The following is a 20,637-nucleotide window of genomic DNA, read 5'->3' on the forward strand; positions in this document are numbered from 1 at the left end:
CATGAAGAAGGTTATTGTTATAAAAATGGGTGGAGTAGCCAGTGATAATTTAACAAAATCATTTTTTGAACAAGTCCAACATTGGCAAAAAGAAGGAAAAAAAGTCGTGATCGTACATGGGGGTGGGCATTATATTTCTGAAATGATGCAACGGCTGAATGTCCCTGTAATGATTCATGACGGGTTACGGGTCACAACGGAAGAAACACTAAAAATCTCTCAAATGGTTCTCATTGGTCAAGTTCAGCCGATGATCACAACGTATTTTCAACAAGAAGGTTTCTCAGTTGTTGGATTAAATGCATCATGTGGTCAACTTATTACGGGAACGTTTCTTGATAAATCTACATTAGGAGCAGTAGGAGAGGTCAAAGAAGTAGACACTGAATTATTGGAGCATTTACTTGAGGCAAAACATATTCCGATCATTGCACCATTGGGATTAACAGAAACAGGAGAGTGGTTAAATATTAATGCAGACCACGTAGCGTGTAAAGTAGCAGAAGAATTACAAGCTGAAAAATTGTATTTATTGACAGATGTTCCTGGCGTGAAGAAAGAGAATCAGTGGTTGAAAGAAATTACGACGAATGATGTTTCTAAGTTAAAAACAGCAAAAATCATCAAAGGCGGTATGTTACCTAAACTAGAAAGTGCTGTAGCAGCCATCAAAGGTGGAGTAAAAGAAGTACATATCACAAACAAACTACAACATGCTGGCACACTGATCAAGTCCAAGGAGGTATATGCATGAGTTATTTATTTCCAAATTATCAAAGAAAAGAACTGGAATTGATCGAGGGTTCTCATTGTACACTGACTGATCATACCGGAAAACAATACCTAGATTTTACCAGTGGTATTGGCGTCATGAATTTAGGTTACAATGATCCTGAATTGAATCAAGTACTGTTGGATCAAGCTAGTCTTTTATGGCATACCCCTAATTTATATGAAAACGGTCTACAAGAGAAAACAGCTGAGAAATTAGCAAATAACAAAGAGTATGTCAGCTTTTTTTGTAATAGTGGAGCAGAGGCCAATGAAGCAGCAATCAAATTAGCACGTAAGGCAACAGGGAAGAGCAAAATTATTACCTTTACAAATTCGTTTCATGGTCGAACATATGGGGCGATGAGCGCTACGGGTCAAGAAAGTATTCACGTTGGATTTGAGCCGTTAGTACCAGAGTTTGTTTACGTACCTTTTAATGAAATCGACCCTTTAAAAGCGGCGATCGACCAACAGACAGCAGCTGTGATGCTGGAATTGGTTCAGGGGGAAGGGGGGATTTTGCCTGCAGAGGAATCATGGGTTCAAGCTGTACAAGCACTTTGTGATGCGTTTAATGTGTTGTTGATCGTGGACGAAATTCAAACTGGCATCGGTCGAACAGGCACTCTTTATGCGTATGAACAGTATCAGATTGAACCTGATATTTTTACCTTGGCAAAAGGGTTAGGAAATGGAATTCCCGTTGGTGCGATGCTTGGTAAGGCTAGCCTAGCAGAATTTTTTGGACCTGGCACTCACGGTTCTACTTTTGGAGGAAACAAACTGGCGATGAGTGTAGCATGTAAAGTTGTAGAGCGAATTAATAAGCCAGCTTTTTTACACGAAGTGCAAGCTAGAGCCCAGCAGTTATTTAGCGGCTTACTCAAAATGACAGAAAAAAATCAACTGGTCAAAACTGTTCGTGGTAAAGGTCTAATGATCGGTATTGAGTTAGCAGATCAACAAACATTAATCTATGTTTTAGATCAGTTAGAGGCAAATGGACTGCTCGCATTAAAAGCAGGTCAAACGGTTTTACGATTGTTACCGCCATTAACAATTACAGAAAAGGAAATGAGTCATGGTCTAAATATTATTGAAAAAGTGTTAAATGAGTTAGTTTCACAGGACAGCTTTTTTGAAAAAGGAGAAGGAGTAAAATGAATTCTATGTATGGTAGAAATATTTTAAACTTAACAGAGTTAAGCAAAGAAGAGATTTTATCGATCATCAAACTAGCGATAGAGATAAAAGCTAAACCTGAAGCTTACCGAGGTATTTTAGCTGGGAAAATAATAGCCATGATTTTTGAAAAAAATAGTACCCGGACACGTGTATCGTTTGAAGCAGGCATTATTCAACTTGGTGGGCAAGCAATCATTTTAGATTCTAAAAATACACAAATGGGACGTGGAGAACCAATTAAGGATACTGCTAACGTCATGTCTAGTTACGTAGATGCAATTATGATTCGTACTTTTTCAGATCAAATGGTTACAGAATTAGCTGAGGCGTCATCAATTCCAGTGATCAATGGATTAACTGATGATCATCATCCTTGTCAGATTCTCGCAGATTTCCAAACGATTTATGAGCAAAAAGGGCAGTTGGAAGGAATTAAATTAGCTTATATCGGTGATGGTAATAATATGGCTCATTCATTTTTGATAGGTGGAAGTTTGGTTGGAATGGACATAACGATCGCAACGCCTAAAGGGTATGAACCAAAAGCAGAAATTGTTACACTTGCAAAAGAAAATGCTAAAGTAAGTGGTAGTAAAATTGAAATCTTAACAGATCCAGAACAGGCAGCAAAAAATGCTGATGTTCTAGTAACGGATGTTTGGGCGAGTATGGGGGATGAATCAGAACAAAAAGAACGAGCAGAAATCTTCAAATCATTCCAAGTTAATAATCGATTAACTGCTCAAGCCAAAAAAGACTATCTATTTTTACATTGCCTTCCCGCTCACAGAGGGGAAGAGGTGACCACAGATATTATCGATGGGATCCATTCAGCAATTTACCAAGAAGCAGCTAATCGACTTCATGCGCAAAAAGCCTTAATGGTCAAAGTGATGGCTAAGCTTTAAAAAGTGAAGAAGATTGTGACAGAAGTGTCTAATCCCGAGAAATAGGAAGGGATTGCTTCTGCTCGCACCGTTTATCTGGATTCCACCTGAGTGGGATATGACTCGAAGAGTTATGTCCTACTTTTTTATTTTATACAGAGTCCATTGATTCGTCGTACGATGATCAGCTAGTGAAAAGCCGAGTGTTGATAAATATCTTTAGAAATTCGCAGTATCTTTAAATTGGGGTAAAAAATAGTTGCGTTTCGCTGTCTCACAGGCAAAAATAATAAGACCATTCGGCTTAAGTACGCAATAAATTTTATTTAAGGCTTGGTCTAGATCATCCCAGTAAAAATGTGTTTGAAAAGCTGTCACTAAATCAAACGTGTCCGAAGCGAAAAACAAATGATGAATATCCATTGTTTCAAAATAAATTTTATTATCTGGGTATTTTTTTGTTTGCTTGTGAAATCGCCGCTTTAGGAAAATCAATACCTGTGACAGATGAGGAAGTGATTTGTTGTAAAAGGTAAGCGCTTGAAGCCTCATTCCCAACGCCAATGTCCAAAATAACAGAATGCATATTTAATGAAACGTTGCTCATCGCCCACTTGACTAAAGGTAGATAAGTAACATTCCACAAAGACATCATCAAGATACCAATAAAACCCGTTGGCTTTTTGATTGTCTTAATAGTAGCCGAAATAAACAAATCAATAACATTACAATTAGTATAATTCCCAAAATCAACATAAAAAACTCCTTTATTTTATCTTTAACCTTTTAAAATGAGTATACAATAAAAAAACAGAGCTCAGGAAAAAATAGCGGTCCGCTTTTTTCATAATTACGTATAAAACTAAATTATTCCCTTAATAACCAGTCGATTCTGTTAAAATTAAAGGAAATCTTTAATATATGGAAGAAATTGTTAAGTTTTGTTTGTAGTTTTGGCTTGTTTTTAGTAGAATGAAACTGTATGAATAGAATATAAGTGAGGTGTAGATAAATGGGTTTTACAGATGAAACTGTACGTTTTGATTTTGATGACAGTCGTAAGAAGGAAGTAAGTGAGACTCTGGCTACTGTATACAAGGCTTTAGAGGAAAAAGGATATAATCCGATTAATCAGATTGTGGGCTATTTGCTTTCTGGAGACCCGGCCTACATTCCTCGTTATCAAGACGCTCGAAATTTGATTCGTCGTCACGAACGAGATGAAATCATGGAAGAGCTAGTTAAATATTACTTATCTGATCACGGAATCACTATTCGATGAGAGTAATGGGACTTGATGTCGGGTCGAAAACTGTGGGAATCGCTGTCAGTGATCCATTTGGTTGGACGGCACAAGGTGTTGAGATCATTAGGATCAATGAAGAACAAGAAGAATTCGGCTTTGAGCGCTTAGCAGAATTAGTTAAGGAATATGAAGTAACTCGCTTTGTTGTGGGATTACCAAAGAACATGAATAATTCGATTGGTCCAAGAGCAGAAGCATCAATGGCTTATGGCGAGAAAATTGAAGATATGTTTCAAATCCCTGTTACCTATCAAGATGAACGTTTGACTACAGTTCAGGCGGAACGGATGTTAGTGGAGCAGGCAAACACTTCCAGAGCAAAAAGAAAAAAAGTAATCGATAAAGTAGCTGCTGTCATGATTTTACAAAATTATCTAGATGGCGCTGGTAATAAAATTTAAATGACTTGTTTAGAAAACAAGTGCAGATAAAAGGAGAGCATAACAATGGCAGAAGAGCATAACCATGATCATGATCACGAAGGACATGAACACATCACTTTAGTTGATGAGCAAGGAAACGAAACATTATACGAAATTTTATTAACTGTTGACGGACAAGAAGAATTCGGCAAAAACTACGTGCTTCTGTATCCAGCTGGCGTTCCAGAAGAAGAAGATGTTGAATTACAAGCCTACGCTTACATCGAAAACAACGAAGGAACAGAAGGCGAATTACAACAAATTGAAACAGACGCTGAATGGGACATGATTGAAGAAGTGTTCAATACATTCATGGCAGAAGAAGAAGAATAGAGTTAAAAGAGTAGCTGAACCCTTGATACATAAGGATTCAGCTTTTTCTTTTGTTTTGGTGAATGGTGTTTTGAATAGGTTTGTTTTAATAGTTTAAGTGCTTTACTATTTTTTTAGATTCTTATGCTAGCTGGCTAATAGTTATACTTTCGGGGTTATGAATTCTTTAATTAAATAAAGAGAGTAGGACATAACTCTTTGAATCACGTCGGACTCTCTTGGAATCCTAATAAACGGTGGGAGCAGAAGCAATCTTATCGGAAATAAGCTGAAATTGCTGTAAAACACAACGAGGAACGAGTTGATGCTTTCTCGCTAAAGGCTCGTCGCAGATAAACATTGTTGCACAGCACCTACTTGATCACAAAAATTTGAAGAGCACCAAGTAGGTACCAATCAGCATCAGTTCGGTTCAATACCGAATTCATACTAGCCAATTAGCTGGGTAATTTACGTACAACTTTTAGGTCGCATCTCATTCTGTCCCAATCTATTATAAGATAGCTGTATGAATTTATTCTATTCCAGTGGCTTTTGAAAAACATACAATAGACACTATAAATGTCAGTAGCGCTGTTAAGATATCTATAATATTTTTTGATAGAGTGTTTTCCAATGAAAATATGGAATATATATCCCAAATAGCTAATATTAGTAGAATAACGGATAAAATTAGATAGAACGGTGATTTAATTTTCATACAAATAAACGTCCTTTCATGAATTAGATAAACAACATAATGGTTTTAGTGACAAAGTTAGCAACCCCAGTTGGCATTCCAACTTTTTTACATGCGTTAAAAATAGCGTTTTCCAAAGTTCCAGTGTAGTGTTCAATTAAATTTAAAAACCCATTTATGCCTACGTAACCACTAATAGTATTTCTAACTCCTGCAGGCAATTTATTCCAAACTTTTCTAATAGCTTTAACTGCCCATGTAAATTTCCCGCGTTGCATATCTAACTGTTCTACACCGTTAATAAAGGCTTTTCCATTTTCCAAATAGATTCCAGGTGATTCATAATTGTTAAAGGCTTCAATTTCTTTACTAGTAAAGCCATTTTCTTCTAAAATAGACCCATTAATTTGAAAATCAGGATCAAATTGTTCATCGTTTCGTTGTTCTGAATTAGTAATAGAATCGGCAAATACGATAGCAGTTGGAGAAACGGCAGAGGCAAGTAGCCCTAATGCACAAAATAAGATAATATTTTTTTTAAGAGTCATTATAACACCTGTCCTTCATTTTTTCTCATCGCGATTGAGATAAACATATAATACGATATAGTCATAAGGTTGTAAATATTTATTTAATCAAAATCACTTTTATCTTTCTTTTTAATTTAATATATATTTCATTTTAGGTTGTAAGTAAGATACGTTGTTATCCCGAAAAAGATAGATTTAGACTCTTACAATAAAAATGCAGTTATATTAAAATAATGTTTTTAAGAGGAGAAAATGAAAAAATTATTTATATTGAATTTGAACTCTAAAAAGCAATCTATCTATAAGTTAAGAGCTGAATCTCAAAACAGAGATTCAGCTCTTTCCCTATAACTTATCCACTAATCTCAGTTTTCTCATTCTGATAATACATAGAAAGTACTAAACCAACCCCAATAAAATTAGCCAAATAAGCTGTACCACCCTGACTAATAAAAGGCAGAGGAATTCCAGTTAAAGGAAGTAAACCAATATTAGACCCGATATTTTCGAGAATATGGAACAAGAAATACATAATTACGCCAGTCGTAATATACGCATAAAATTCACGCTTAGCGTGTAATGTACATATCAACATTTGATAAATCAAATAAAAGAATAACAGAATTAAAGCACACGATCCGACAAACCCGAAAGCCTCACCGATTACTGTAAAAACCATATCAGACTCTCGGACGGGGACATAGATTTGTAAATTTGTTAGTCCTTTTCCTATCATTTCGCCTGAACCGATAGCCGTTAAACCATGAGCCTGCTGAAACGAAATTGAATCAGCGTATTCAAAAGGATTGAGCCAAGCGTGGATTCTATTAAATTGATAGGGTTTAAAATGGAGAGAAGAAAGAATTTTTTGCCCACGCTCAGTCAATACCAATAAAATGCCGCTGACACCAAGCAGTCCTGTAATACTAAACCCAATAGTTAAAATTTTCCAAGAACAACCAGAAACAAGAATTATACCAAGCAAAATCGAGATAAAAACTAAACTCGTACCAAAATCTTTTTGATAGAACATCAAAAAGAAAACAGGCAAGCTAACGGTAAATAATTCCCCCAACAAACGAAGATCTTCTTTTAATGTAGAGGGACCTTCTGATCGTTGTTTTCTTGTAACAATATAGGCTAACATCAAAATATAGCCGAGTTTCATGAGTTCTGAGGGCTGAAACGTAATTGGACCTAATCGAAGCCAACGTTTTGTTCCTGTAGCAGCTGCCATGACAGGATCATGAAATTTGATAAGCAATGCCATTAAAAAAAGGGAGAGGCTATAAAGAATAGGAGTTGATTTCCATAAATATTTTATCGGAATGAACATCGTGACAAACATTGTTCCAAGCCCTAATAACGTCCATAAAAACTGTTTTTTTAATAACGGTCTCACCGAGTCAATAGCCGGATCGGCATGGAACGCTCCGTATTGTGCAACGAAACCAACCAGTATCAAAAGAAAGACAGGTAAGAGGAGGGCGTAATTCACCGAGTCACTTTTTTTTGCTAACGCATTTCTCATACAAGCCCTCCTTGTTTCTTAAAGGTTTCCCTCTGCTCGGTCCCCCGTGCGTTCAAGGCAATGCCAAGTGTAATGCTTAGAATTAGCAAACTAGAGCCGCCATAGCTGATAAAAGGAAATGTTAGCCCGGTCATCGGGATATAGCCTAACAAACTACCGACATTTACAGCAACCTGAAGGAATAACAACATCCCGCAACCGATATAAAGATAAGAGTAATAAAGGTGTTTTGATTTAATGGCTAATAAAAATAACCGGGCAACAATAAAGAAGACAGCAAATAAAATACCTAAAGCAACAATCAAGCCTAGTTCTTCGATGCAAATCGCGAAAATAAAATCCGTATCAGCGGCTGGAAGAAAGCCTTTTTTCTGAATACTGTTACCTAAACCCAATCCAAAAAATCCGCCATTATGCATTGCGTAGTATGCATTTGAAGTTTGAAATCCTTTGCCTGTCGGATCAATGAATGGATTTTGCATTACTTCAAAACGTGTGACTAAATAGCCAAATTTTTGAGGCATCCAGTCAGTTGGAATTGATAATAAAAGAACTGTCCCCAGTCGTTTTAGTACAACGAATCCAACTAAAGCTATTGATGTAAATAAAGGAGACAAACCACTGAACAAAAACATAACTGAAACCAAGATGAAAATCATTGAAGCGCCAGCGATATTTGGCTGTAAAGCAACAAAGAACATAAAGAACATCGAAACCAACAATGAGCGCTTATGATTCTTTAGGGTAAAAGGAACTAGTGTATCATTTTTTGCTAAGTTTAACGCCAAGTAAAGGACAAGAACTAAAGGAACTAACTCGGATGGTTGGAAAAGCAGCACACCCAAATTGATCCAGCGTTTTGCACCACCAACACTTGTTCCGATAAAAGGCAATGCAACAATAGATAGAAATGTAAATGTTAATAGGCAATACATCATCTTAGAATTACGAAGCACACTTAAATTAATTCGATAGGCAACACTCATACAAACTAAGCTGAAAAGAAAATACATGGTTTGCTTGATGGCTTTACTAGCAGTTCCCAAGTCACTATCTAACAATTGATAGGAACTTGAACTGTAGACCATTAGTATGCCAATGATACATAAAATCAAATAAGGGATTAAGATATAAAAGTCGATATAATGCAGCTTGGATAATCTTTTTGGCCAGCTCATTGTTTTGCTCCATTGTCCAAAAAGTCATGAATGATTTTTTCAGTTTGTTTTTGATCAATTTTAAAGGTGCTGTTAACGTTAGTGCAATCGTTAAAAGTCCAGATCCCTTTTACTGGTACTGATAACGATTTTCCTGTGAAAAATTTTTGTGTTAAAGTCACAAGAAAATCACTAAGAATAGTAGTATTTAAGTGCTCGTCGTTTGCATCGACTTCGTGCTTGTTGACACTGATCGGTGTTAGCGTAATTTTATTATAATTATTCTGTTGATTACCAAAATAATTATTGTTGACTGGAGATAGAGCTATTTTTTTTCCATTAAGAAAGCGGACTGTACTATAACTCCTGATACTGGCAAAAAGCAAGTTGGTACAGCGAATCACGCAGATTAAGAATTTCATTCCTGTTTTCATTTTTATTCCTCGCTAATCATTTTTAATTGATCATCAAATAAAGTTCGGCTATAGGAATTGTTTCAGATGGGAATAAAGAGTTCTTTTTGCTAAGAGTAATGAGTGACAGGCAGTTCTAGTCCGCTTTCTTCAAACTGTAAATATAAATAGTCACCTCCAAAAATCAATTGTTCTGCCAACATTATTTCTCAAAACAAAAAACCTTCGCATAAATAACTCAGCGAAGGGGGATTGATTTCAGCACAAATAGAGCTTCTTCATCATTCTCATCGTTGAGTTTTAGCACTATGAAACGTAAAAAGCTGGCGCTTTTAGCTACTTTGTGAAAAGCCTTAATTCGACAATTCCTGTCCTACCCATTCCTGTCTTTCGACATTTTTGAGCAGTAGCCTGTGTTTCCATAGGAGCCTCACCTAACAAGTTATTCAGATCGCCCTAAATATAATGAATATCTCCTTTAAAGTCAACTAGCTAAGTATTAATTTTTTTATAATTAAACGTTGTGCAATAAAAGAACGATTGTTGTTATATTATTTGCAAAATGGAAGCCTGTCACAGATTCGTTTGTTTCTAATTATCTGAAAAACGCATACTTTTTCTAAGTTTTAAGTTAAAGAAGCAACGGTCATGTTCTTTACTCTTTCTTAAACTTATATGGCAAAGTCTGTGCTGACATAAATGATAATCAACTGGAATCTAAGATGATTCAAAGTAATATATCAACTAACGCTGAAAGTCTTGAAACGAGTAAGACAATAAAAAAATTGCAGATACATTGATTGTTGTTTCTCCTAAGAAGAAACATCTCGCGATTATCCAAGTAACTGCTTAGAGGTGGGGAAATGCTTGGATGATCTAGAGTAGATTATTGAACAGTTGTGAGACGCAAAACATTGTATGCTGCTTTGTTTTTGGACAAACAAATTATTAAACAAAAAAAAGATTGCGTGCTATAATCATAAGAGTGATACAGGTTTTTAAACTGTATTATAAAAATGTGTTTTAATATATTAGGACATGATTTTTTTTTTTTATATTAAGGTTTGATTTGTAATGAAACATGATTTTAAAAGGAGTGTAACACATGGCGGAAAAAAGCAGAAATGGCGCTGAAGTGATTGTAGAAAGTTTGAAAAATCATGAAGTTGAATATGTTTTTGGAATACCAGGAGCGAAGATCGATGGTCTGTTTAATGCATTAGTTGATGATGGTCCAGAATTGATCGTAACACGTCATGAACAAAATGCAGCGTTTATGGCAGCAGCTGTTGGACGTTTGACTGGAAAGCCTGGTGTAGTCGTTGCGACGAGTGGTCCAGGCGCTAGTAACCTTGCGACAGGATTGGTCACAGCAACAGCAGAAGGTGATCCTGTACTGGCTATTGGCGGCCAGGTGAAACGTCGTGATTTATTAAAATTAACACATCAAAGCATGAACAATGCCGCTTTGTTTGAGCCAATTACCAAATACAGTGCAGAAATTCAAGACCCAGAGACTATTTCTGAAGTTTTAGCAAATGCTTATAGACTAGCGAAATCTTCTAAAAAAGGAGCTAGTTTCATCAGTATTCCTCAAGATGTGGTAGACGGACTGGTTGAATCAGCTAGTATTAAACCATTAAGTGATCCTAAAATTGGTTCTGCTTCGACTGAAGATATCGCGTACCTTTCACAAATGATTCAAGCAGCCGAGTTACCAGTTTTATTAGTCGGCATGAGAGCATCTACTGAAAAAGAAGCAAAAGCAATTCGTAAAATTGTTGAGAAAACTAAAATTCCAGTGGTTGAAACGTTTCAAGCAGCTGGAGTGATTTCAAGAGAATTGGAAGCTCATTTTTTTGGACGGATCGGGTTGTTTCGTAATCAGCCGGGAGATATGTTATTAAAGCGCAGTGATTTAGTCATTGCTGTCGGTTATGATCCGATTGAGTATGAGGCAAGAAATTGGAATGCCGAAGGGGATGCTCAAATCATTGTGATTGATGATACGCCAGCAGAAATCGATCAGTATTTTCAACCTCAACGAGAATTGATTGGCGATATTGCGGAGACATTGAACGTTCTTTTGCCAAGTATTGAGGCCAAAACCTTATCAAAAAAAGCGATAGAGTATTTGAATGTATTACAGGAAAAATTAGTCAAACGGGATGATGTAAAAGAGCAAGTAGAAAATGGGTTGATTCATCCTTTAGAAGTTATTGATACTTTGCAAACTATTGTAACAGATGAAATGACTGTTACAGTTGATGTAGGGAGTCACTATATCTGGATGGCGCGCCATTTTAGAAGTTATGAACCTAGACATTTGCTTTTTAGTAATGGGATGCAAACGCTGGGTGTGGCGCTTCCTTGGGCAATTTCTGCAGCGTTGGTTCGGCCAAATACACAAATTATCTCTGTATCAGGGGATGGTGGATTCTTGTTTTCTGCCCAAGATCTTGAAACAGCGGTCCGTAAAAAACTGAATATCATTCATTTGATTTGGAATGATGGACGCTATAATATGGTTGAATTTCAAGAACAACTAAAATACCATCGGATTTCTGGCGTTGATTTTGGACCAGTTGATTTTGTGAAATATGCTGAAGCCTTTGGAGCAAAAGGATTGCGAGCAAATAACGTTGATGAATTAAGAACAGCCATTTTAACTGGAATCGAAACCGAAGGACCTGTTGTGATCGATATTCCAATTGATTATCAAGACAACGAAAAACTGGGTGAAACAATTTTACCAGATCAGTTTTATTAGAAGGGTGATAAGAATGACAAAAGAAGCAGTTTTATACCAACATGGAACGCTAGGTGCGCTGATGGCTGGTTTAATGGATGGGACTGAAACAATCGCTACTATTTTGGAAAAAGGTGATTTTGGAATTGGTACTTTAGCTGGTTTGGATGGAGAATTGATTATTTTAGATGGGAAGGCTTACCAAGGAAGAGAAGATGGTGCACTGATTGCAATCAGTGCAAAACAAAAAACGCCTTATGCTGCGGTAACAACTTTTAAACCAGTAATCAAGTTTCAAGTGGAGCATACTGTAAATAATTTGCAAATCAACACGTTGATTCGTGAACAATTGAAGAGTGAGAATCTTTTTCACGCAATTAAAATTCACGGGAAGTTCAAAGAAGTGCATATTCGAGCGATGCCAAAGCAAGAAAAACCGTATAAGCGATTAGTTGAAGTATCCAAAGAACAACCTGAGTTTGTCAAAGAAAATGTTATGGGGACAATAGTTGGTTTTTTTACCCCAGAATTGTTTCAAGGGGTTGCAGCGGCAGATTTTCATTTACATTTTATTGACGATGAGCAGACGTTTGGCGGGCATTTGATGGATTTTGAATTGGAAACAGGAAAGGTTGAAATTGAACCGATGGATTCTTTATTACAACATTTTCCTAAAAACGATGAAACGTTTATTCATACAGCGATTGATTATGCTGATTTGGATAAAGAAATTCAAGAGGCAGAATAGAAAGAGGGCTGGACAAAACGGATAGACAGTTTTGTCCAGCTTTTTAAATACGAATAAACGGCAAGGGAAAATCAGCTACTACGTTACACTTTGATTCTATTGTTGTACATCACGAAAAACGACGTAATTCATTGATGTACAATACAAGGGTCTTTCAAACACCTTACGCCCTTTATTTTCAAGTGCTAAAGCACTAAGCGTTGAAGGATTCAGAGATAAGCGTTTTTGTCTCGACTTCGTTCTATTTAGTAGCGATTTTTTTCGCTTTTTCAGTATTTGCAAAATGGAGTTTGACATATTTACTAAGTAAGGACATACCACCTTTGGCTAAGACTGCTGCTGCTACTTTATCAGAAGTGGCTCCAGCACCGGAAGGAACTTTCATACCCAATTCTTTAGACTCTTTCTCTAATTCTTCCAAAAATGCTGCTCGGCTAATAATTGAAGCGGCAGCAACTGCCACATGATACTGCTCACCTTTCGTAATAAAGGTGAGTTTTTCGCGGACTTGATTTTGTTCACTCCGCACATATTTTTTATAATTTGTTTCTGGTGTAAATTGATCGATCAAGATTGCTTCAGGTTTGGTTGGTGCTATTTCGTTTAAAAGTAGATAGATTGCTTGGTTATGCAAGGCGACTTTCATGTGAACGGCATTGTATTTAGGTTGAATTCGGTTGTATTTTTCTGGTTCCACAATCAATAATTTATATGGGATCAACTCTTTGATGACAGATGAAAGTTGAACGATTTGAGGATCAGTTAATTCTTTCGAATCTCTTACGCCGAGTGCTTTTAATTTTGCCACCATCGTTTTGTCAACATAAGCAGCACATACTGTGACAGGTCCAAAGTAACTTCCGTTACCAACTTCATCACTTCCTAAAACGGAAAGTTGACTGAAATTTGCTGGAAGTACACTGGAGTTTTTTGAAGACGAAATTGCATTGCTATTTTGAATAGGTCCCCATTTAGCAGCAATCTTTTCAGCGTCTGGCCCTTGAAAGACGATTTTTCCAGAGGTATACGCTGTAATCGTTGTGTTACCGACCTTTGCAACAAAGTCAGAATATGGAACGTTTCTATTTAAACGATTCTTTTCGTAGTATGATTTCATTTTTTTCATTGTATCTTTTGTTACTTTGATTACCTGAGTTTGAGACATAGTGGTGCTCCTTTCAAATCTTCTTATCTATAGTAAAACAAAAAAATAAAAAAGTGAAGTATGATTCTTTAGTACTAACTTAAAAATCAATTGAGAACAATCGCATTCTAATAACGTAGATTTGAGTTTTCAGACAATCTATGGTAGAATATATTATAAGTAATGATACTAGTTTGAGTGAGCGGATTTCTGCTCACTCTTTTTAATGGAGTAACCCAGGAAGAAAACATAAGGAAATGTTGATTTGTCTTGTGTTTTTAAGACCTAGCTGCATGAATCAGGTTTAAAAAAATCTAGTACGTTACATAAATCTCGAAGGAGGCGAAAATTTTGAGTAGTGTTGTGGAAACTGTTACCGAGTTAGTCACGCCGATCTTAGAAAAACAAAATTTTGAACTTGTAGAAGTAGAGTTTGTCAAGGAAGGAAGAGACTGGTTTCTCCGTGTCTTTATCGATAAAGAAGGCGGTATTGATATTCTAGACTGCGCACTTGTCAGTGAGCAGCTAGATGAAAAGCTTGATGCTATAGATCCTGACCCAATTCCCCAAGCATACTTTCTGGAAGTGTCCTCTCCGGGAGCTGAACGTCCGTTGAAAAAAGAAAGCGACTATGAAAAAGCAGTTGGAGAATACATTCATGTTTCACTTTATCAAACGATCGATGGTGAAAAGCAATTTGAAGGTATCTTAAAAACAGTTGATAAAGATCAGTTGACCCTGACAGTCAAAATCAAAACAAGAGTCAAAGAGTATACATTTGAACGAAAAAACATTGCAAAAGCTCGTTTAGCAATTCAGTTTTAAGTAAGTATGAAAACATAAAGCGAAACGTTATCGTTTTTGCTTATCACGAGATGCAAGTATCAGCCAGTAAAAGGTTGATCAGCTCCGTTCACCTTTCATTTAGATAGTAGGAGGAAATGATAAAAAAATGAGCAAAGAAATGTTAAATGCACTAGATGCATTAGAAGCTGAAAAAGGTATTTCTAAAGAGATCGTGATTGATGCGTTGGAAGCAGCGTTAGTTTCCGCATATAAAAGACATTATGGGCAAGCCCAAAACGTTGAAGTAGAATTTGACAGTAAAAAAGGCAACATCCATGTGTATGCTGTTAAAGAAGTAACAGAAGAAGTCTTTGATTCGCAACTTGAAGTATCATTAAAAGAAGCGATGGAAGTAAATAAAGCTTACGAGATGGGCGACAAGATCCGTTTTGAAGTGACGCCAAAAGATTTTGGCCGCATTGCAGCGCAAACAGCGAAACAAGTTATTTTACAACGTGTGCGTGAAGCTGAAAGAAATATTATCTACAATGAATTTAGTGAGTATGAAAATGATATCATGCAAGGGATTGTTGAAAGACAAGACCGTCGTTATATTTATGTAAACTTGGGTAAGATAGAAGCTGTTTTGTCTAAGCAAGACCAAATGCCAAATGAATTCTATCAACCACATGATCGTATCAAAGTGTACGTTTCAAGAGTTGAAAATACATCAAAAGGACCACAAGTTTTTGTTAGTCGTAGTCATCCAGATTTGTTGAAGCGATTATTTGAACAAGAAATCCCAGAAGTGTATGATGGAATTGTAGAAATCGTTAGTATCGCTCGCGAAGCAGGCGATCGTTCGAAAGTTTCAGTTCGCTCGACTGATCCAAATATTGATCCTGTTGGAACATGTGTAGGTCCAAAAGGACAACGTGTTCAAGCAATCGTTAACGAATTAAAAGGTGAAAATATGGACATCGTTGAATGGAGCGAAGACCCAGCGGTATTCATCAGCAATGCATTGAATCCAGCACAGGTTGTAGACGTTATTTTTGATCCAAATAACAATAAAGCTTGTACTGTAGTTGTTCCAGATTATCAGTTATCACTTGCCATCGGTAAAAGAGGTCAAAATGCTCGTTTAGCAGCTAAATTGACTGGCTTTAAAATCGATATCAAACCTGAATCTGAAATGGAAGACTATTATGCACAACTTGCAGAAACTCCTGATGAAGAAACACATGATGAGGCAATCGTAGCATCCGATATGACTGCTGATGATTATGAGAACGTTGAGTTTGAAAAAACAGCAGAAGACGAAGAACAAGTTTAACCATTTGGAGGGAATCAAATGAAAAAAAGAAAAATCCCAATGCGTAAATCTGTTGTTTCAGGTGAAATGAAACCCAAAAAAGAATTAGTTCGAATTACACGCTCTAAAGAAGGCGAAGTTGCGATCGATCCTACAGGTAAAATGCCAGGTCGAGGAGCTTATGTTTCACTTGAACCTAAAGAAGTTCAAGAAGCGTGGGATAAACACATTTTAGACCGTGTGTTGGAAACAACATTGACAGATACGTTTTACCAAGAATTATTAGACTATGTTGAACATCAAAAAGCACGTAATGAGTTGTTTGGCAATGGATAAAGAAAAAATATTAAGTCTATTAGGTTTGGCTATGAGAGCTGGAAAACTAGTAACCGGTGAAGAATTGACAATCGGAGATATTCGTAGTAACAAAGCGAAATTCGTTTTTGTTGCCTCGGATGCTAGTGAGAATACAAGAAAAAAAATTAAGGACAAATGTTCTTATTACAATGTTCCTTGTAATGAAACTTTTTTTCAAGCAGAGTTAAGCCATGCGATTGGCAAAACCCGTATGGTGATCGGCATTAACGATCAAGGCTTTGCGAAGAAATTCAAGGAACTAATCAAAGGTTAGGAAGGTGATTGCATGGGGAAAAAAAGAATTTATGAACTAGCAAAAGAAATGAATCAATCAAGTAAAGATGTTGTCGAAAAAGCACATGCTTTAGGTATGGATGTGAAAAATCACATGGGCGCGATTTCTGCTGAGGACGAATCGAAACTTCGTAACTCATTTGGAGGGAACAAGCCTGCAAATACACAACAAAAACCCGCTGCGAAACCACAAACACAAAGTGGTCAAGGGCAACCAAAACCAGCAAATCCAAAACCAGCTAACCAAAATGGAAATAGACCAAACCAAAATCAAAATAGCGGACAGCAAAATCGTCCGCAACAAAATAATCAAAACCGTCCTACACAACAAGGACAACAAAATAATCAAAATCGTAACAACCAAAATCGTAACATGCAAGGAAGCAGCCAAAATATGACTCAAAACCGTTCAAACCAAGGACAACAAAATCGTCCGCAGCAAAACAACCAAAATCAAAACCGTCCAGCACAACAAGGACAACAAAATAATCAAAATCGTAACAATAATCAAAATCGTCCGGCACAAAGCAATACGCAAAACGCAAACCAAAACCGTCCAGCGACACAAACAGGACAGCAAAATCGTCCGCAACAAGGACAAAATAGCAACAACACTCAAGGAAATCAAAATCGTAATAATACAAACTCTGGAAACAGAAACAACAGTTTCGGAGGCGGCGGTCAAAATCGTAACCGTAATGGTTATAACAATCAAAACCGCAACAGATTCAACAAAAAAGGTAAAAAAGGCAAGTACCAAGAATCAACAAAACCAGCAGTGCCAGCTCGTAAGTTCCGTGAATTACCAGATGTATTAGAATATACAGAGGGAATGAACGTGGCAGATATTGCGAAGAAGATTCACCGCGAACCAGCTGAAATCATCAAAAAACTATTTATGATGGGCGTTATGGTCAATCAAAACCAATCACTAGATAAAGAGACGATTGAATTACTAGCTGTAGATTATGGTATGGAGCCACAAGAAAAAGTTCAAGTAGATGTCGCTGATATCGATAAATTCTTCGAACCAGAAGCATTAGTTGAAGAAAATCTTGTAACTCGCCCACCCGTTGTGACAATTATGGGACACGTTGACCATGGTAAAACAACGCTTCTAGATACATTACGTAATTCACGCGTAACTTCAGGTGAAGCAGGTGGTATTACGCAACATATCGGTGCCTACCAAATTGATATCGATGGCAAGCCAATTACTTTCTTGGATACACCAGGACATGCTGCGTTTACAAGTATGCGTGCTCGTGGAGCAGGTATCACAGATATTACGATCTTAGTTGTCGCAGCTGATGACGGTGTAATGCCACAAACAGTAGAAGCGATTAACCATGCTAAAGCAGCAGAAGTGCCAATTATCGTTGCAGTTAACAAAGTAGATAAACCAGGTGCTAACCCTGATCACGTAAAACAAGAATTAAGTGAACATGGCTTAATTCCTGAAGAATGGGGTGGAGATACAATCTTCGTAAATATTTCAGCGAAATTCAACCAAAACATTGAAGAATTATTAGAAAACATTCTTTTAATTGCTGAAGTAGAAGACTTGAAAGCAGATCCAACACAACGTGCGATCGGTACAGTGATCGAAGCCCGTTTAGATAAAGGAAAAGGTCCTGTTGCTACATTACTTGTTCAACAAGGTTCATTACGAGTTGGAGATCCGATCGTTGTCGGAAATACATTTGGACGTGTCCGTGTTATGACCAATGACCTTGGCCGTCGTGACAAAGCAGTAGGTCCAGCAACACCAGTTGAAATCACTGGTTTGAATGATGTGCCCCAAGCAGGCGATCGTTTTGTAGTCTTTGAAGATGAAAAAACAGCTCGTCAAGCAGGTGAAGAACGTGGCAAACGTGCCGTTCTAGAACAACGTTCATCAAACAATCGTGTAACATTAGACAACTTATTTGAAAGTCTAAAAGAAGGCGAATTGAAAGATGTTAACGTGATTATCAAAGCTGATGTACAAGGCACAGCAGAAGCGTTAGCGGCAAGCTTACAAAAAATCGAAGTTGCTGGCGTTCGTGTGAAAATCGTTCACTCGGCAGTTGGAGCTATCAATGAAAGTGATGTAACACTTGCTGCAGCAAGTAATGCGATCATTATTGGTTTTAACGTTCGTCCGACACCTCAAGCGAAACAACAAGCCGAGCAAGAAGAAGTGGATATTCGTTTACACCGTATCATCTATAAAGCAATTGAAGAAATCGAAACAGCGATGAAAGGGATGCTAGATCCTGAATTTGAAGAGAAAATTACAGGTCAAATGACGGTTCGTGAACTTTATAAAGTATCTAAAGTTGGAACAATCGCTGGTTGTTACGTAACCGAAGGCTCTATCCGCCGTGATAGTGGTGTACGTGTGATTCGTGATGGTATCGTGATCTTTGAAGGCAAACTAGCTAGCTTGAAACGTTTCAAAGACGATGCTAAAGAAGTAAAACTTGGCTTTGAATGTGGTGCTATGGTTGAAAACTTCAACGATCTTAAAGTAGATGATGTTATCGAAGGCTTTGTTATGGAAGAAATCAAACAATAATAACAAATAAAAATAGAGAGAAGGAGAAACAGTATGGCAAATTATCGTGACCGCCGAGTAGGCCAAGAGATTATGCGTGAAATCAATGATATATTGAGAAAACGTGTTAGAGACCCACGTGTGCAAGATATTACGATTACGGATGTTCGCGTAACAGGTGATCTACAGCAAGCAACGATTTATTACAGTTTGTTATCTGATCTAGCTTCTGATCACCAAAAAGCGCAACAAGGATTGGATAAAGCCAAAGGATTGATCCGTAAAGAATTAGGTCAACGTTTAACATTGTATAAAACACCTGAACTGATTTTTGTAAAAGATGAATCCGTGCAATATGGTAATCATATTGATGAATTGATTCGTAAATTGAATCAAGAATAGAAAAAAGAAAGTATCTTCTTATTAAAAAGAAGATACTTTCTTTTTTATTTAGATCATATTGTTGTTTTATATACTTTATGTATACTATATTTAATAATGAAAGGAGGAATTAGATGATGAAAAAGAGTCGCAAATGGTTGATAGGTGTTGGGATGTTATCTTTGTTTGGCTTGGGTATTTTAGTTGGTAAATATGGAGAAGCGGATGAGAAAAAAGTTTATATACCATCTGCAGGAATTCGTGAACAAGTAATTAAAGAGATCAGTCATAGCGAAGAAAATAATAATGTAGAGAATGAATTGCCGACATCAACGCACTTGGCGCAAATAAAAGAAGATCATATCATTTTTTCAAATCAATATGAAGAATCCACTTCCCTAGAGGGACTTCAAGAAATTAAAGATGTTAAAGGGATATCGTTATTGATGTTTAATAACATTATAGATTATCGACCTCTTGGTGGGATGGAAAATTTACAATATATTCAGTTATATTATTTTCCTGATACTGAAGACCCAGTTAGTAAAAAAGCTGTAGATGTTTCATTTGTGAAAAATCTTAAGAAATTAAGAATTTTTGATGGGGGCGTATTACCTGTTTTAGATTTAACCCCCTTTCAATGAATTGAACAATGTTGAACAACTAAATATGAGTGGAGAAGTTGATGGAATGACTCCAATTGCTGTTTCGAAAAAAATAGAAGTGCAATTGTTGGAAATCCCGTAACGTATTCAAAACAATTCAATAATGCTGTTTTAAATGTTAAAGCTTATAATGTCGAAGGTGCAGAAATGCCCGTTACTGTTTCAGGTAATAACTTTTTTGTAAGTGATATTGAATCGGAAACCAACAAGTTTACTTTTGAAATTAATAAGGTGGATTCTAAAAACGAGTATATTAATCATTTTATTCGCTATACTGCTCCATTAAACTGGTACTAAGTTGATACAATATACCATCATGTAGATCGCTTTAAAGAACTGCCACGTAAAAGCTTATTAACTGGACTTTTATAAAAAGTCGATTTTGGATAATGATTCTGTTGTTAGACCCAAAAGTTAGACTTTTTTTATTATGCTAAAATAA

22 protein-coding genes and 1 riboswitch are annotated in these 20,637 nt (G+C 36.6%); of the genes, 15 read left to right on the plus strand and 7 right to left on the minus strand.

All coding sequences use genetic code 11. The features are described from left to right. The first annotated feature begins 1 nt into the window (after position 1). The 3 genes from argB to argF are packed head-to-tail and all read left to right on the plus strand — an operon-like array spanning position 2 to position 2,867. Positions 2-754 carry an acetylglutamate kinase gene (gene argB, locus I580_RS10055; RefSeq protein WP_010771865.1) on the plus strand — a complete coding sequence of 251 codons (753 nt, stop codon included), beginning with the start codon at positions 2-4 and terminating at the stop codon, positions 752-754. Then, positions 751-1,938, plus strand: a complete 1,188-nt coding sequence (gene argD, locus I580_RS10060) for an acetylornithine transaminase (RefSeq protein ID WP_010771866.1) — start codon at positions 751-753, stop codon at positions 1,936-1,938. Before argB ends, argD begins: the two co-directional genes overlap by 4 nt. After that, entirely contained in the window at positions 1,935-2,867 is a 933-nt protein-coding gene (argF, locus tag I580_RS10065) for an ornithine carbamoyltransferase (RefSeq protein WP_010771867.1), read from the plus strand. Before argD ends, argF begins: the two co-directional genes overlap by 4 nt. Before the next feature lie 198 nt (positions 2,868-3,065). On the opposite strand, the gene I580_RS17250 is transcribed toward argF, so the two are convergent. Together I580_RS17250 and I580_RS17255 are read right to left on the minus strand one after the other, a co-directional pair. After that, positions 3,066-3,269: a methyltransferase domain-containing protein gene (locus I580_RS17250; protein WP_245558652.1), complete on the minus strand. Its 204-nt coding sequence runs from the start codon at positions 3,267-3,269 to the stop codon at positions 3,066-3,068. Between the two features lie 19 nt (positions 3,270-3,288). Further along, on the minus strand, positions 3,289-3,501 hold the full coding sequence (locus tag I580_RS17255; RefSeq protein ID WP_010771868.1) for a class I SAM-dependent methyltransferase: 213 nt from the start codon (positions 3,499-3,501) through the stop codon (positions 3,289-3,291). Positions 3,502-3,858: 357 nt separating this feature from the next. On the opposite strand from I580_RS17255, the gene I580_RS10075 reads away from it, so the two are divergent. Genes I580_RS10075 through I580_RS10085 form a run of 3 tightly spaced genes read left to right on the plus strand, consistent with a single transcriptional unit; the run spans position 3,859 to position 4,907 of the window. Beyond that, entirely contained in the window at positions 3,859-4,128 is a 270-nt protein-coding gene (locus I580_RS10075) for an IreB family regulatory phosphoprotein (protein WP_010760982.1), read from the plus strand. Next, a complete protein-coding gene (ruvX, locus tag I580_RS10080; protein WP_010771869.1) occupies positions 4,125-4,553 on the plus strand; it encodes a Holliday junction resolvase RuvX in 429 nt (142 codons plus the stop codon). The genes I580_RS10075 and ruvX overlap by 4 nt, the downstream gene beginning before the upstream one ends. 45 nt (positions 4,554-4,598) lie before the next feature. Then, positions 4,599-4,907: a DUF1292 domain-containing protein gene (locus I580_RS10085; protein ID WP_010760984.1), complete on the plus strand. Its 309-nt coding sequence runs from the start codon at positions 4,599-4,601 to the stop codon at positions 4,905-4,907. Positions 4,908-5,630: 723 nt separating this feature from the next. On the opposite strand, the gene I580_RS16495 is transcribed toward I580_RS10085, so the two are convergent. From I580_RS16495 to I580_RS10105, 4 genes are all read right to left on the minus strand, one after another. Next, entirely contained in the window at positions 5,631-6,134 is a 504-nt protein-coding gene (locus I580_RS16495) for a hypothetical protein (protein WP_010771871.1), read from the minus strand. A gap of 334 nt (positions 6,135-6,468) precedes the next feature. Then, a complete protein-coding gene (locus I580_RS10095; protein ID WP_010771872.1) occupies positions 6,469-7,647 on the minus strand; it encodes an FtsW/RodA/SpoVE family cell cycle protein in 1,179 nt (392 codons plus the stop codon). Beyond that, complete coding sequence (locus I580_RS10100) at positions 7,644-8,825, minus strand: FtsW/RodA/SpoVE family cell cycle protein (protein WP_010771873.1); 1,182 nt, start codon at positions 8,823-8,825, stop codon at positions 7,644-7,646. Before I580_RS10100 ends, I580_RS10095 begins: the two co-directional genes overlap by 4 nt. Next, entirely contained in the window at positions 8,822-9,238 is a 417-nt protein-coding gene (locus I580_RS10105) for a hypothetical protein (protein WP_010771874.1), read from the minus strand. The genes I580_RS10100 and I580_RS10105 overlap by 4 nt, the downstream gene beginning before the upstream one ends. Before the next feature lie 257 nt (positions 9,239-9,495). Further along, positions 9,496-9,666: riboswitch (M-box (ykoK) riboswitch) on the minus strand. Between the two features lie 656 nt (positions 9,667-10,322). On the opposite strand from I580_RS10105, the gene alsS reads away from it, so the two are divergent. Both alsS and budA read left to right on the plus strand, forming a co-directional pair. Continuing rightward, on the plus strand, positions 10,323-11,987 hold the full coding sequence (gene alsS, locus I580_RS10115) for an acetolactate synthase AlsS (protein ID WP_010771875.1): 1,665 nt from the start codon (positions 10,323-10,325) through the stop codon (positions 11,985-11,987). A 13-nt stretch (positions 11,988-12,000) separates the two neighbouring features. Next, positions 12,001-12,714, plus strand: coding sequence for an acetolactate decarboxylase (gene budA, locus I580_RS10120; RefSeq protein WP_010771876.1), 714 nt, complete (start codon positions 12,001-12,003; stop codon positions 12,712-12,714). A gap of 241 nt (positions 12,715-12,955) precedes the next feature. Here the strand turns inward: budA and rnhC are convergent, their stop codons facing one another. After that, on the minus strand, positions 12,956-13,879 hold the full coding sequence (rnhC, locus tag I580_RS10125; protein WP_010771877.1) for a ribonuclease HIII: 924 nt from the start codon (positions 13,877-13,879) through the stop codon (positions 12,956-12,958). Positions 13,880-14,209: 330 nt separating this feature from the next. On the opposite strand from rnhC, the gene rimP reads away from it, so the two are divergent. From rimP to I580_RS10160, 7 genes are all read left to right on the plus strand, one after another. Continuing rightward, positions 14,210-14,683 (plus strand): ribosome maturation factor RimP, encoded by a 474-nt coding sequence (gene rimP, locus I580_RS10130; RefSeq protein ID WP_010771878.1) that lies wholly within the window; start codon positions 14,210-14,212, stop codon positions 14,681-14,683. Between the two features lie 127 nt (positions 14,684-14,810). Beyond that, positions 14,811-15,980, plus strand: coding sequence for a transcription termination factor NusA (nusA, locus tag I580_RS10135; RefSeq protein WP_010771879.1), 1,170 nt, complete (start codon positions 14,811-14,813; stop codon positions 15,978-15,980). A gap of 18 nt (positions 15,981-15,998) precedes the next feature. Beyond that, entirely contained in the window at positions 15,999-16,295 is a 297-nt protein-coding gene (gene rnpM, locus I580_RS10140) for an RNase P modulator RnpM (protein WP_010771880.1), read from the plus strand. Next, positions 16,288-16,590: a YlxQ-related RNA-binding protein gene (locus I580_RS10145; RefSeq protein WP_010771881.1), complete on the plus strand. Its 303-nt coding sequence runs from the start codon at positions 16,288-16,290 to the stop codon at positions 16,588-16,590. Before rnpM ends, I580_RS10145 begins: the two co-directional genes overlap by 8 nt. Positions 16,591-16,602: 12 nt before the next feature. Next, on the plus strand, positions 16,603-19,170 hold the full coding sequence (gene infB / locus I580_RS10150; protein ID WP_010771882.1) for a translation initiation factor IF-2: 2,568 nt from the start codon (positions 16,603-16,605) through the stop codon (positions 19,168-19,170). Positions 19,171-19,203: 33 nt separating this feature from the next. Then, on the plus strand, positions 19,204-19,551 hold the full coding sequence (gene rbfA / locus I580_RS10155; RefSeq protein ID WP_010771883.1) for a 30S ribosome-binding factor RbfA: 348 nt from the start codon (positions 19,204-19,206) through the stop codon (positions 19,549-19,551). 113 nt (positions 19,552-19,664) lie between these two features. Continuing rightward, positions 19,665-20,174, plus strand: a complete 510-nt coding sequence (locus I580_RS10160) for a hypothetical protein (protein WP_010771884.1) — start codon at positions 19,665-19,667, stop codon at positions 20,172-20,174. Positions 20,175-20,637 lie beyond the last annotated feature (463 nt).

It is taken from the genome of Enterococcus caccae ATCC BAA-1240 (assembly GCF_000407145.1).
Taxonomy (GTDB): Bacteria; Bacillota; Bacilli; order Lactobacillales; family Enterococcaceae; genus Enterococcus_L; species Enterococcus_L caccae.

Coding starts and splice junctions, on each gene's coding strand:
- argB (WP_010771865.1), top strand. CDS start 2: ATGAAGAAGGTTATTGTTATAAAAATGGGTGGAGTAGCCAGTGATAAT.
- argD (WP_010771866.1), top strand. CDS start 751: ATGAGTTATTTATTTCCAAATTATCAAAGAAAAGAACTGGAATTGATC.
- argF (WP_010771867.1), top strand. CDS start 1,935: ATGAATTCTATGTATGGTAGAAATATTTTAAACTTAACAGAGTTAAGC.
- I580_RS17250 (WP_245558652.1), bottom strand. CDS start 3,269: ATGGATATTCATCATTTGTTTTTCGCTTCGGACACGTTTGATTTAGTG.
- I580_RS17255 (WP_010771868.1), bottom strand. CDS start 3,501: ATGATGTCTTTGTGGAATGTTACTTATCTACCTTTAGTCAAGTGGGCG.
- I580_RS10075 (WP_010760982.1), top strand. CDS start 3,859: ATGGGTTTTACAGATGAAACTGTACGTTTTGATTTTGATGACAGTCGT.
- ruvX (WP_010771869.1), top strand. CDS start 4,125: ATGAGAGTAATGGGACTTGATGTCGGGTCGAAAACTGTGGGAATCGCT.
- I580_RS10085 (WP_010760984.1), top strand. CDS start 4,599: ATGGCAGAAGAGCATAACCATGATCATGATCACGAAGGACATGAACAC.
- I580_RS16495 (WP_010771871.1), bottom strand. CDS start 6,134: ATGACTCTTAAAAAAAATATTATCTTATTTTGTGCATTAGGGCTACTT.
- I580_RS10095 (WP_010771872.1), bottom strand. CDS start 7,647: ATGAGAAATGCGTTAGCAAAAAAAAGTGACTCGGTGAATTACGCCCTC.
- I580_RS10100 (WP_010771873.1), bottom strand. CDS start 8,825: ATGAGCTGGCCAAAAAGATTATCCAAGCTGCATTATATCGACTTTTAT.
- I580_RS10105 (WP_010771874.1), bottom strand. CDS start 9,238: ATGAAAACAGGAATGAAATTCTTAATCTGCGTGATTCGCTGTACCAAC.
- alsS (WP_010771875.1), top strand. CDS start 10,323: ATGGCGGAAAAAAGCAGAAATGGCGCTGAAGTGATTGTAGAAAGTTTG.
- budA (WP_010771876.1), top strand. CDS start 12,001: ATGACAAAAGAAGCAGTTTTATACCAACATGGAACGCTAGGTGCGCTG.
- rnhC (WP_010771877.1), bottom strand. CDS start 13,879: ATGTCTCAAACTCAGGTAATCAAAGTAACAAAAGATACAATGAAAAAA.
- nusA (WP_010771879.1), top strand. CDS start 14,811: ATGAGCAAAGAAATGTTAAATGCACTAGATGCATTAGAAGCTGAAAAA.
- rnpM (WP_010771880.1), top strand. CDS start 15,999: ATGAAAAAAAGAAAAATCCCAATGCGTAAATCTGTTGTTTCAGGTGAA.
- I580_RS10145 (WP_010771881.1), top strand. CDS start 16,288: ATGGATAAAGAAAAAATATTAAGTCTATTAGGTTTGGCTATGAGAGCT.
- infB (WP_010771882.1), top strand. CDS start 16,603: ATGGGGAAAAAAAGAATTTATGAACTAGCAAAAGAAATGAATCAATCA.
- rbfA (WP_010771883.1), top strand. CDS start 19,204: ATGGCAAATTATCGTGACCGCCGAGTAGGCCAAGAGATTATGCGTGAA.
- I580_RS10160 (WP_010771884.1), top strand. CDS start 19,665: ATGATGAAAAAGAGTCGCAAATGGTTGATAGGTGTTGGGATGTTATCT.